This window comes from uncultured Methanobrevibacter sp. (assembly GCF_937881195.1).
Classification (GTDB): Archaea; Methanobacteriota; Methanobacteria; order Methanobacteriales; family Methanobacteriaceae; genus Methanobinarius.
On sequence record NZ_CALGFC010000056.1, the window covers coordinates 1 to 12,582 of the forward strand.

At 23.6% G+C, this 12,582-nt stretch carries 8 protein-coding genes; 4 read left to right on the plus strand and 4 right to left on the minus strand.

Annotation, left to right across the window (positions count from 1 at the left end; all coding sequences use genetic code 11):
• Positions 1–104: 104 nt before the first annotated feature.
• The gene (locus Q0087_RS07410; protein WP_297899056.1) at positions 105–890 is read right to left on the minus strand and encodes a winged helix-turn-helix domain-containing protein; all 786 of its coding nucleotides are present in this window, start codon (positions 888–890) and stop codon (positions 105–107) included.
• Positions 891–1,300: 410 nt separating this feature from the next.
• Here Q0087_RS07410 and Q0087_RS07415 point away from each other — a divergent pair, with 410 nt between their 5' ends.
• The 3 genes from Q0087_RS07415 (at position 1,301) to Q0087_RS07425 (ending at position 6,429) form a co-directional block, all read left to right on the plus strand.
• Positions 1,301–1,540: an MTH865 family protein gene (locus tag Q0087_RS07415; RefSeq protein WP_297899058.1), complete on the plus strand. Its 240-nt coding sequence runs from the start codon at positions 1,301–1,303 to the stop codon at positions 1,538–1,540.
• Positions 1,541–2,871: 1,331 nt separating this feature from the next.
• Positions 2,872–5,682 carry an FmdE family protein gene (locus tag Q0087_RS07420; protein ID WP_297899060.1) on the plus strand — a complete coding sequence of 937 codons (2,811 nt, stop codon included), beginning with the start codon at positions 2,872–2,874 and terminating at the stop codon, positions 5,680–5,682.
• 276 nt (positions 5,683–5,958) lie between these two features.
• On the plus strand, positions 5,959–6,429 hold the full coding sequence (locus tag Q0087_RS07425; RefSeq protein WP_297899070.1) for a hypothetical protein: 471 nt from the start codon (positions 5,959–5,961) through the stop codon (positions 6,427–6,429).
• A 207-nt stretch (positions 6,430–6,636) separates the two neighbouring features.
• Here Q0087_RS07425 and Q0087_RS07430 read toward each other — a convergent pair whose 3' ends face one another.
• Both Q0087_RS07430 and Q0087_RS07435 read right to left on the minus strand, forming a co-directional pair.
• Positions 6,637–7,200, minus strand: a complete 564-nt coding sequence (locus tag Q0087_RS07430) for a CDP-alcohol phosphatidyltransferase family protein (protein WP_297899072.1) — start codon at positions 7,198–7,200, stop codon at positions 6,637–6,639.
• Between the two features lie 176 nt (positions 7,201–7,376).
• Positions 7,377–8,159: a DUF4013 domain-containing protein gene (locus Q0087_RS07435; protein ID WP_297899074.1), complete on the minus strand. Its 783-nt coding sequence runs from the start codon at positions 8,157–8,159 to the stop codon at positions 7,377–7,379.
• Between the two features lie 594 nt (positions 8,160–8,753).
• Between Q0087_RS07435 and Q0087_RS07440 the strand changes: the two genes are divergently transcribed.
• Positions 8,754–9,368, plus strand: a complete 615-nt coding sequence (locus Q0087_RS07440; protein WP_297899076.1) for a succinylglutamate desuccinylase/aspartoacylase family protein — start codon at positions 8,754–8,756, stop codon at positions 9,366–9,368.
• Between the two features lie 281 nt (positions 9,369–9,649).
• Here Q0087_RS07440 and Q0087_RS07445 read toward each other — a convergent pair whose 3' ends face one another.
• On the minus strand, positions 9,650–12,337 hold the full coding sequence (locus Q0087_RS07445; protein ID WP_297899077.1) for a hypothetical protein: 2,688 nt from the start codon (positions 12,335–12,337) through the stop codon (positions 9,650–9,652).
• Between the last annotated feature and the right edge of the window lie 245 nt (positions 12,338–12,582).

Sequence of the window (12,582 nt, forward strand, 5' to 3'; positions counted from 1 at the left end):
AATAATACAAGAAATAATACAAGAAATAATACAAGAAATAATACAAGAAATAATACAAGAAATAATATAAAAAACAATATGTTATAGAGTTTAATGATTTAATATTAGTTGTTCATATGTAAAACGATTTGCATTGTATTAAATCCTTTTGTTGTTAATATATATTCGCCATGGTCTTGTTTTTGGAATATTAAGTCATTTTCTATTAGTTTATTTATATGAAAAATGAGGTTACCTCCTTTTAAATTTGTTATATTAGATAATGATGAAAAACTTTGAGGTTCAAGTGCTATTGACTTTAAAATTTTTAGTCTTTTTTCATGAGATATAGGATCTAAAATACCTTTAACTATTTCTTTCTCATTAATTTCAGATATTTTCTTCTGATCTTCTTCTTTTTGATTATCATAAATTTTGAAGGACTTAATCAGATTTATTTGATTTTCAAACATAGTAGAAACTTCATTAAAGCATATACTACATTTTTCCTTTTTACTAGCATTTCTCATAGTTTCTAATTCTTTTTTACTTTTACCTATTTTTTCTTTTGTTATATTATCTGGGTTTAATTCAGTAGTATGTTTTTTTAAATATTCTTTAAAAACATTTTTGCACTGCTTTTTCATATCACAATGTTTCACCATCTTTTCATCTAATTCTGGATCTATTTTATCTAACATGTATCCATTCATGGATCCAATAAATTCATTTTTAAGGTTAGAATACATTAAATTTAAATATTCTTCATTAGATTTTTCAATCATATTTTTAAGATCTTTTTGAATATCTTTTATCATGTTTTTCATTTCAATTATTGCATTATAATCTTTTTGATTATTTATTTGATCCTGTTTTTCAATATTTTTTTCTTTTAATACATCATTTTTCATTTTACCAACTAATTTTTATCATTTTTAATATATTGATTATTATAATGTTAGAATTGAATTCATTGACATTTTTATAATATCTTTTTTATAATTGTTATTTTTATATAAATATAGTTACTTTATTATATTCAAGTACATTTTTCTGACGATTAAGTATATATATATATTTATATATAAATTATTCTGTAGAACATTTAAAATTTTTATGTAAAATTGAAGAATATTTAGTAAATTAGGTTATAAATTTTTTATCTAATATTATATGTTGTTATTTTATTTTATTTTTTTATTTTATTGAATTTTTAATTGAATTCTGACTATAAATTAAATTACATATTGTATTGGTTTAGAATCAATCATTATAAAAATTAAAATGTTTTACTAATTTTTTAAATCTAAAAGGTGAAAAAATGTCTGTAAAAGAAGATATATATGAACAAATTGTTGGAGCATTAGAAGGAGCTGATTTCCCAATTAAATCTCCTGATGAATTATTTAATGCATTACCTGATGGACCTAATACCACTTGTAAATCAGGGGATGTTTCTTTAAAAGCATCTGATGCTGGAGAAGTATTATCTGAAGAGGATTTTCCATTTGAATCTGCTGAAAATGTTGCTTCAACTATTGTAAATAAAGCAGGACTTTAAATATTTTTATAAGATACTTATTGATATATTAAGAAAATAATTTAAAAGCTTTTAATGCCTAAAAACCATATTATTAGTTTTTAATTATTTAAAATTAGTTAAATTTTGATATAATGGCAATATTTTGCTATAATATTCAACTAAATATAATAATCTAATTTTTACTCTTTTTAATTATTTCAAAGTATTTAAAATTCTTTTTTAAAATTTAATCTATTATATTATTTTTTTAAATTTCAATTTTTTGTTTTTAGCTAAATTCTTTCTATTTTTATTAGATATATTTTAATATATACTTTTTAAGGGGGTTCAATGGGCATATTTTCAATTTCTGAATTGTTCCTTGTTAAATTAATCAATACTAAATTTTTATATCAATTATTATAATTTCATCTAATTTAATATATTATTAATATTTGAACTATTTAATCAATATATTACTTAATTTCCAATTACTTAAACTATTTTGTAATAATATAGAATAATGAAATCAAGTAATAACCATTTTATTTTTTTTCTTATAGAAAATTAACTAAAAATACTTTAATTTTTAAACATAGATGTTATATTCTATTTTATATTTTATTAATAATTTTTTAATTATTTTATTTTTATTTTTTTAATATTTGCTGATAATATATTTATATTAAATAATATGTTTATTATATATGGATATTAGCTTTATTCAATCTTTATTAATCTATTTAATCTAAAAACAATTGTTATGTATATTATTACTATAGTTATATAAGTTATTACTTTTTGTAAAAAGTAATACTTCTTTCATTTGTTAAATAATCGTGTTTAATTCCTAATCTATTTCTTTTCATAAACAAGAATATTCTTTTATGAGTAATATTTACTCGATTAAAAATAATTATTTTCTTTAAAAATAATAAAAATCAATATAATTTAAGTTAAAAAGTATTACAATTACTTTTAGTTAATAATTTTATATAGAAAAATGCTGATTTTGTAATAACACAAATCTTATATATGTTATTACTATTTAGTAAATTTTAGGCATATTTTCTTTGATTAACTTTAATTGGTTAATCAATAACTGATTTTATTTGGGTTATTTAATTTTAATAAAAAATTATCTAATTTAGCTAATTTCAGGCCTAAATTTAATTAGAATTAAATAATCGATTTATAATTATTCAATAGGTCATTATAATTATTTGACAATTGTTTTATAAGTATATTGGAGTTATTAAAAATTGATTATAAAATTTAATATTTATATTGTAAATATTTATTTGATTTCTATAAATAAATTTAGGGTTGCCTTAAATATTTTTTTAAATCGTTTTAAAAAGGAGGTAAAAATGGTAAAAATTTTAGAAAATACTCGAACTAATAAAAAGTTTATAAAGTCTTTTTTTCTACTATCAATTTTTATATTCAGTCTTTTCATGATTGCTGGAGCTTCAGCAGTTGAAGATAATCAAAGTTCAATTGACAACGTTAGTGAAAATAAAACTGTTAAAATTGATATTAAAGTTAATTATGAGTATGCTGATGATGAAAAAATCAATCCAGGGATTTCAGTTAAATACAATAACCATTCTATAAATTATACAAAAAGTTATAATACTGCAACTAAGAAATATACTTTAATCTTTAATCATTCAGAAGCTGCAAAAGATGCTATATATACTATATCATTATCTGCACCAGGATATAATTCTAAATCTCAAAATTTAACTCTTAATGAAAATTTAACGGGTAATTCTACTTTCACAATGGATGCAACTGCTAGTTACAAAATTGGCCGTGAAGTTACTAAAAGAGCAAATGCTTTAAGGCCATTTGCAAATAGTGACAAAATTTTAGTTATAACTACTGCTGGAATGGTCTATGTAAATGGTAAAACATCTGAAGATGGATTAGAAGGTATTATAAATGGAGCTAATGGATATGTTGGTTTTGGATTAGGTAATTTATTGACACTATCTTCTACAAGAACAGATCCTTTAAATATAGCTTTTATCATTAAAGATAAAAATGGTAAACTTTATATGATTTTCTTCAGCAATGGTTCATCAAAAGAGATATATAATGGACTTATAGGAACTAGTTTAAATTCAACTGGATGGAAAAATCTTCAAAATTTACTTGGAAATGAAGACGCTTATTCTTATGTTAGTATTGCTAATGCATGGGATGCAGGATTGCCTGCAGATGTTTTAACTACTGCTGCATATCATGGTCATGTATGTACTGGCCTTATCAGTGGTCAAGCTATGATTCAAGCTTTATTAAAATATTATCCTCCAACAGGAGAATCTGGATTGCCACTTGAGAATACTGCATATTATGTCTTAGGTGTTCCAGGAGGTTCTGATGATGATGCATTCACATGGAATTTAGATATTACTCCGGGTAAAAGAGCTTACATTGGAATTGACACTATGGTTAATAAAACCTGTACTGGTTTTATTAGATGGAATTCAGAAACTAAAACTGGATTACTAATTATAATGTCTTATAATGAAGAAAGGATAATGGAGATCTTTAAAAATCTTACAGGATTAAATCCTAAAGCCAATGTTTCTAATGATTTAATATATCAAAAATGGCTAATTGAAACTTTAATGAATAATCCTACATCTTTAGTAGATATAATCTATGAATTTGAAGGATTAAATGAAACTCATTTGTTTTATTTAATGGGTGAAGAACCGGGTAAAGGTACTACAACTCAAACTGCTCATGGTTTAGATATGGAATATATTCTTAATCTATATGATCAAGGAGTATTAAGTAATGCTACTCGTGAAATACAAAATGAAACAGTTTCAACTCCATTAACTGATTATGAACTAGAAAAAATTGGTGAAGATGCAGCCTTAAAAGCTAAAGAATATTTCCTTAGTTTAGGTATTGATATAGAAAAAGATAATTCTTGTTTCTATGTTTTAACTTCAGCTGGATATGTAAGAATTAATGAAACATCTACTAATAAAGTATATGATGGTATATATAACATATTTGGTTCCCAACTAAGTAGAAAAACATTGTTGCCTGTTCATACTGCATTATGGAAAGATTTAGTATTTGATTTCTTTTGGGTTGATCCTAATAATAATTCTAATACATTATCTTACAGTTTAAGGTATGATCCAGGAACCGGTGAATTAATAGTTACTGGTAATAGTAGTGATAGTTCTTCTAATGCAAATTATATTATTCAACAAGTATTAATATATGATCCGCCTTATGATGCTTTAATTGCTTGGTTATTCCACAATCATGTTTGTGGGGGTAGTAGTCCAGGTTATTTAATAGCTGATTATATCTATGAGGAATATCCTCTTGGTGAAAATGAAAGTTATATATATATAACCACAAGTGATAACTGTAAAGATGATGTAATTTCAATACTTTTAGGAGTATCTCCAGGTATGGGTGATTATCTCAATTTAAGGCTTAATGATAGTATAACTAATAAATCTAATGTGGGTATTATCATAAAATGGGATAGTGTAACTAAAACTGGTACAGTTTCTATAGTTAATTGGGTTGGACCTAAGTTTGCTGCAGGAAGTAATTCCTATGAAGAATATATAAAGTTATATAAAGGTGATTATTCTTCAGTCAATCTTGTTCAGGCACCTACAGTATCTCTTCTCTATACAAAACTAATTACTGAATCTGATCTTGAAAAAATAACTTCTGGTGGAGCAAATACTCTAGAAGGAGATCCATTATCTTTCATAATTGGTTTACCTTATAGAACATTAGATGAAATCATACCGCCTGCTAATAATGATAATAGTGGCTCTGATAATAATGGTGGATCTACTAATAGTGCAACTAAAACTAATAGTTCATCTAATAACCATGTTACTAGTACTGATTCATCATCAAACAATAATGGAAAAGATTTATCAACCAGTTCAGGAAACTCTTTTGGATCTACTTCTTCTTCAGCAGGATTGAATACTGTAACTGCTTCTGCAGCTACTGAAGCTGTTTCTGCAGCTGAAAATGATGGCTCTAAAGGTAGTTCTTATGAAGTATCAAAAGCTACTACTGAAACTAACAGTCTTAACTTAATTTATGCAATAATTATAGTTTTAATTGTTGGTGGATTAGCAGGCTTTGGCTATATGAGACATGCAAGTAAAAAATAGACTTTTTTGATTTTTGTTGAATTTTCAACAAAAATCTATTTTTATTTTTTGTATCTAAATTCTACAAATATTATAAAAAAATAATTTCAATCTTTAAGTTTTTTTAAGTTATATATTATTAAGGTTACATAATTTAATTCTATAATTTTCATTTAAATTTCATAATAAACATCATATATATTTAAAATTTATTTAAATTATAGAATTAAATTATAGAATTAAAATTTGTTTTATTGGGAGGAGGATAAAATTAAGAGAGAATTTAAAGTAGTAATAATGATTACGATATTAATGTCCACATTATTTATGGGAGTTGCTTTTGCTCATCCTGGACATGGGGAGTATGAGGAAGTAACTGTAGATGATACTCAAAGTACTGGTTCTGGAAGTTCAGGGTCTTCACAAAGCTCTTCTTCAAGTTCTTCAACAAAAACTGACTCTTCTTCAAAAAGTACTGGAAGTTCTAATTCTGGTGATTCTTCTTCGAATTCGGCGGAGGGTACTTCTAACTCAAATAATCAAGGTCAAAATAATCAAGGGAGCTCTGAATCTAATAGTATGGATAGCTCAAATGGCGCAAATGATCAAAATGGAGATAATAATACCAATAGTACTAATCAAACTAACTCAATAGTGGATGATTCTAATTTTGGACTTTCACTGAATGATATTTTAATTTTAGTAGTGGTTTTTTTAGTTGGATTTGGATTAATAGTAATTTTATTTAAACAAGGAATTTTCAAATAATTTAATTTAAATAAAAATTAAATTTATAATACTTTATTATTTAAGTCATGATTATTTTCATCATTTTCCTTTTTATTTTAATATTTTTTGTTTTTATAATTTTATTTTTATTATTATTTTTATAATTTTATTTTTATTTTTATAATTTTATTTTTTTCATATATAATTTTAGAGATATATTTTATATTTTAATATAATTTTATTTCTTTATTTTAATTTAGCTATTCCATATATCCTGATTGTTGAGGAAGAAATCGCCATAATTGTTATTATTATACAAATAATTAATATTATAATTGAAAAAGTTTCATTAGGTAATAATGAAAACAGCAAAATTCCTATTAGGGGTAGAGCATAAAACATTAAAGCTACTATATGTCCAAAAGGATCATATAAAAACACATTTTTTTCCTGATTTTTCCCTGATTTATATTTCTTTTTACCTATTTTTGATGTTATAAAAAATTCTATCAATTTAAAAAAGATTACAAATATTATGAAAAAAGGCAACATATCTTTAAGATACATTGCAAGGCATGTAATAATTATAAATAAGAAATCAACTAAAACATCAAAAATCGCCCCTTTAGAACTCAATGCTTTGTAATAACGAGCTAACTTCCCATCTAAAAAATCGGTACTAATAGCTATAAAATAAACCATTAAACAAGGCAAAAGAAAATTATTTTCAAAAAAAAGTATATATGCAAAAAAAATTCCTAAAATCAATCTTAAAGATGTTAAAAAATTGACAAAAACTTTCCAAAACATGGTAATCGTGTAATCTAAAAATAGTATCCTTAACTTATAAAAAATAGCAATATTATAAAAATAAAAAAGAAAAAGGATAATTATTTTTTATCCTTAATTAAAATTTCTATGATAATTAAAAACAATAATTTCTCTTTTATTGCTATTATCATATTTTTGGTAAAATTATAATTTTTTTAGCTGTTTTTTTCATTATATATTAATCCTGTAGCTCTTGCAGTAAACATAACAAGAATTGGATTTATAATTAATAAACTGACTATTATTCCTATAACTGGTATTAAGTTAATCATTCCCATAATGAATCCAATAATGAAAAGTATTATGACTAATAAAACATACCATACTATATAATTTCCCCAACCGATTTCTTTGATTGTTTTAAATATTTCACCAAATTCAAATGCAGCACCCATATTGCCTTTTTCTGCAAATCTAGCAATACCAATAGTTGCAATCAATGTAACTATTATTAATAATATAATTCCAACAATCATTACAGTAAAGAATGAAACAAATAAGCTTGTAGCTAGTTCATTTGAGACTACTCCGCCACTTAGAGCTATTTGAGCTAGATTATTAAATGCTCCAGTTCCAATAGCTACTAATATTGTTATTATTGCAGGTATTATATAATATGCAATTGTAATAAGTAAAATTTTTATTCCATTTACAATATTATTGCCTATATCAAATTCTGGAATCGTATCAATATTATTTACTGTATTTTTAATTATACTAAAACTATATCCCATTATAATCAAATTTATTATTAAACTTATAATAGAAACTATTGTAAGTACTATTCCAGTGAAACCGATACTATTTAATGCTATACCGATTGCAGGAATAATTAAAACTATATTTGCTATTATAGTAAATACACCTAAAATTAAAACATTTTTCCAATTATTTGAGGGATATGTTAACCCATCTTTAAAAATTTCTCCGATTTTCATTTAAAAAACTCCTTTAAGTTTTAAATATAAGAATATCTTATATTAATTATTATTTTGTATATACTATATTTAATTCTTTCTTATTTTACCTAAAGTTTTTAAAATTTTATACACATTTAATATTATATATTTCCAATAGCTATAATATTAAAAAATATTTGTAAAATAGTTTAAATTTAATTTAAATAATTTAAATTTAATGTAAAATAGTTTAAATTCAATTAATAATAATAAATATTTATATAATAATCTTATTATTATATAAAATTATTAATATATTATAATATATAATAATTATATAATATTAAATTAAACAATAAATATATTTAAGGGGGTATTTAAGTTAAAAAATACTTATTTTTATTTATAATTGTTTCAATACTTTTTTTAAACATCAATATAATCTCTGCTGAATCAAATAATGCAGTATATAATCATAAATCAGAAAATTTAACATCAAAAGTTTATAATAATCAAACTATCCATAAATATAATATTTCTTATTTTGATAAAAGCGTTGGAGGAAATGTATTAAAAAATTCCAAAATTTCAAAAAATCTTCCTAAATCTTATTTGTCTCGTCAAATAGTTCAGATGTCAAAAAAAGGGTCTGTTATTCTAAAATTTGGCAATGGAAAAGGACCTAAATTATTACTTTGTGCAGGAATTCATGGAAATGAGGTTTCAGCTAATATTGCAACTCTTAAGTTCATTGAAAAAATAAAAAACAAGAAAATTAATGGGACATTATATATAATACCTTTCACAATCCCAAAAGATACTAGTATTAATAGTAGGTGGTGGTATTATTCTAAGAAAAAAGATTGGGTTGATCCGAATGAGGTTGCGCATATTACTGGGACTCCAGGCAATAAAATAGTGAAATTTGCTAAAAAGAATAATATAAAGTATATTATTGATATTCATACTGGAGGAGGAATATCTAGCTATAAAAATGGATTTATTTATGCAAATAAAAATCCAGTTCGGCAAGGAGAAGTTAAATGGCTTAATTATATTAAAAAAGCTATAAAACCTATGGTCAAATATAATAATCCTAAAAAAGGGTATACTAGATATTACAGCAAACTTAATAATATAAGTACATTAACATTTGAAGTTGAAAGAGATCAAGGTAGTGTTAGTAAATGGTCAAAAATCGAATATAAAATGTTACTATATGCATGCAAATATTTTAAATTTTTTTAATATAATTGGCTTTTAATAGATTATTATTCACTAAACACTAATTGATAATTAATAATTAATTTCTAATTATTTTAAAAATATTATTAGTCATAATGATTTATATCTATAATTAATAGTAAATACTAGATTATTTATAAAATTGAGAATATTTTAATTTAATAAAAATATTTAAAACATCAAAATTTGGTTAAATTATAATTAGATAGTTTAAAAAAAGAAAAATGTTGATTTTAAAAAAGAAAAAATCAACTATTTAAAAAAATTATTTTATTTGATATTTATTAATTTCTTCTATAGGTCACTAAACTTAGAACCACCAATATTAAGATTATAGCTATTGGAACACCTGTAGGCTTCATACTTGCATGAACATTTAAAATATCACTAGTATTATTAATGTTTCCTTCAGTATCCTCATTGATTTCAACAGAAGATAAATCTCCATCATCAGAATCATCAATATCTGTATCATTATTTGGGTTTTCAATATTAGTGTCATTAATATCTGTATTGTTATTTGGGTTTTTAATATCTGGATTGATTTTAAAAGCTTTTAAAGTCAAATTTGTATATTCTTCATCTAAAATTGCTTCTAAAAATTGTGAACCTTCTTTCAAGACTTTAAATTGGTAGAGGAAAAGATTATCTCTATTACTATCAAAAAAAACACCATTAAAAGTGCCATTAATAACGAAATAAGGTAGATTTTCAACACCTTCATTTTTCATAGTAGTATTTAACACTAATAAAGCAAAATTTAGTTTATCACCAATATAAAGATTATTTAAACTGCTAATATTAGTAAACCATAAAACATAATGATTTTTTGTAGTAAAACCAAAAATTTTACTATTAACATCATTAATACCCCACCAATTATAATCAAAATTACTACCATTATCAGTTACAGATCTATAATCTAAACCAATAGTGGAAATAATACGATTATAATTAACTTTCATTCTAACAAAGCTAGAATCATAAGTGCTTTTTTCTTCAAAAAGGATTCCTCTACTTGATGAAAAGATAGTATTACCAGTAATATTGACATTACTCAAAGCAGCACCTGAGAGTTGGAAATATACGCTAATAATAGAATTATTAAATGTATTATTTACCAAAGATAATCCACTAAATTCTTTAGAAGCATAAGCATAGAAACCATATTTGCCAATAAAATCATTCTCAAAAAATTTGAAAATAGTGTTATTACTATTGGTCCCATCCAAATAAACACTTGCTCCATTATTCCCTGTGAATTTATTGGAAATAAAGTTTATAGAATTGTTACAATTATTCACATAAAACCAAATACCATAACCAGATATTCCAGTAATATTATTTTTAGTAAAGGTTATAGTATTATTACTATCAGATACTTTCAGATTAATAGCATAATCTCCTTCTCCTTTTATGCTGTTATTTGTTAGATTAAGGTTATTACTACTATTATGTCCACTAAAGTAAACACTACTTTTATTGTTTCCTAGGAAATTATTAGAAACGAAAGTTATACTGTTTACACTTTTATCTACATACATCCACATACTGTATCCATATGTCCCTGTAACATTGTTGTTAGTGAAATTTATGATGTTCTCACTATTAATTGTATACCAGTAAATTCCAGGACCTGTTGATCCAGTAATATTATTGTTATTTAATATTCCATTGATATTATTGCTATACTGAGCTTGGAGATAAATACCTCTTGAACTTCCTTTAATGTTGTTGTTAGCTAAGTTCAGAGAGATATTATTACTATAGGGTGTCCACCAATTAATTCCATCTTCATTTAATCCTGTAAGATTGTTATTAATGAGTTCTACAGTGACATTACTTCTTTGGGAGTCTAGAGAAATGCTTGAATAGTATCCTGTAATATTATTGTTAGCTAAGTTTAAGGTAATATTATTGGAACCTCCAGCAATCCAAAGGCCATCTATAGATATTCCGATAATATTATTGTTATTGAGTGTTATATTTAAGTCAGTTTGGAATTCAGATATGGTTATGCCCCCTTCATATCCTTTGAAATTGTTGTTAGTGAAATTTATATTGTTTTTACTTCCAAGTAAAGATAAAAAAACAGCATCTAATTTTGATGTTATGTTGTTGTTAGTTAAAGTTAGATTGTTATTTCCATATAATAATTCAAAGTTAACACCATCATCACAGTTAGAAATATCCATGAAATTTCCATTGATGTTGTTTCCGTTTATATTATTATTAATAAGTCTAATATTATTTTCACTGTATTGTCCATATAAATAAATCCCTACAATTCCGGTAATATTATTGTTTTCAAAAATAAATTTATTATTACAAAGAAAAGCATAAAAATTTACTCCAATAGAATTTTTTGAACCATTAGCTGTAATATTATTATTTCTTAAAGAAATATAGACGGTTGATCCGTCTTTTGCATTTATATAGATAGCACCAGCTTCTTTATTACTAATAGAAGAAATTATAGTATTGTTTTCCAGTGATATGTCAATTAAATTAGAACCAGTAAAATGAACACTAATATCACTTGTAGAGATATTACAATCACCAACTGATATACCACCTGTATTTGACCTTATAGCTGTTTGATAGCCACTGATATTTAATTTATTAATTATGATATCCTTTGCAGTTATATTAAAAAGAATTCCCCCATTACCTTTTATATTAACTTGTCCTTTTGATGATATATTAACACTACGTGTAATATTCAAATTTTTGAGCTTATCATAATTCCCAGCATTAAGAATAATAGTATTATCTTGTTGAGTAGAATTATTGATAAAACTCTGAATATCATTTGAAGATGAATTTTCATTAAATTCTTTAGCACTAACACCAGAGATTAATGAAAAAATAATTAATCCTAATATTAGAATAATTGAACCTTTTAAAATAGATTTATTTAATTTTGATCTATCTTCTTCTAGTCTATCAGCTATTTTGATATAATTTGTCATATTTAAACGAATCCTATAATATTTTTTTTATATTGTATAAATAGTTTGAAGTTATCAAATCTTTACATACAACAAATTTACATATAAACAATATCCTATTTATATTTTATCTAAAACGAACATTCATAGATTAGAATTAACATTTAAGGATTAAAACTATAATTCTAATAATAGAACGAACATTAAATAAATAGAATAAACATTCTACAAAAAAGGTAGATATTAAACTATTAGTTTATTAATCC

What these genes read in the sequence shown, in the direction of transcription:
- Q0087_RS07440 (WP_297899076.1), top strand. Translation starts at nt 8,754, where the DNA reads ATGTCAAAAAAAGGGTCTGTTATTCTAAAATTTGGCAATGGAAAAGGA.
- Q0087_RS07435 (WP_297899074.1), bottom strand. Translation starts at nt 8,159, where the DNA reads ATGAAAATCGGAGAAATTTTTAAAGATGGGTTAACATATCCCTCAAAT.
- Q0087_RS07445 (WP_297899077.1), bottom strand. Translation starts at nt 12,337, where the DNA reads ATGACAAATTATATCAAAATAGCTGATAGACTAGAAGAAGATAGATCA.
- Q0087_RS07410 (WP_297899056.1), bottom strand. Translation starts at nt 890, where the DNA reads ATGAAAAATGATGTATTAAAAGAAAAAAATATTGAAAAACAGGATCAA.
- Q0087_RS07430 (WP_297899072.1), bottom strand. Translation starts at nt 7,200, where the DNA reads ATGTTTTGGAAAGTTTTTGTCAATTTTTTAACATCTTTAAGATTGATT.
- Q0087_RS07415 (WP_297899058.1), top strand. Translation starts at nt 1,301, where the DNA reads ATGTCTGTAAAAGAAGATATATATGAACAAATTGTTGGAGCATTAGAA.
- Q0087_RS07425 (WP_297899070.1), top strand. Translation starts at nt 5,959, where the DNA reads ATGATTACGATATTAATGTCCACATTATTTATGGGAGTTGCTTTTGCT.
- Q0087_RS07420 (WP_297899060.1), top strand. Translation starts at nt 2,872, where the DNA reads ATGGTAAAAATTTTAGAAAATACTCGAACTAATAAAAAGTTTATAAAG.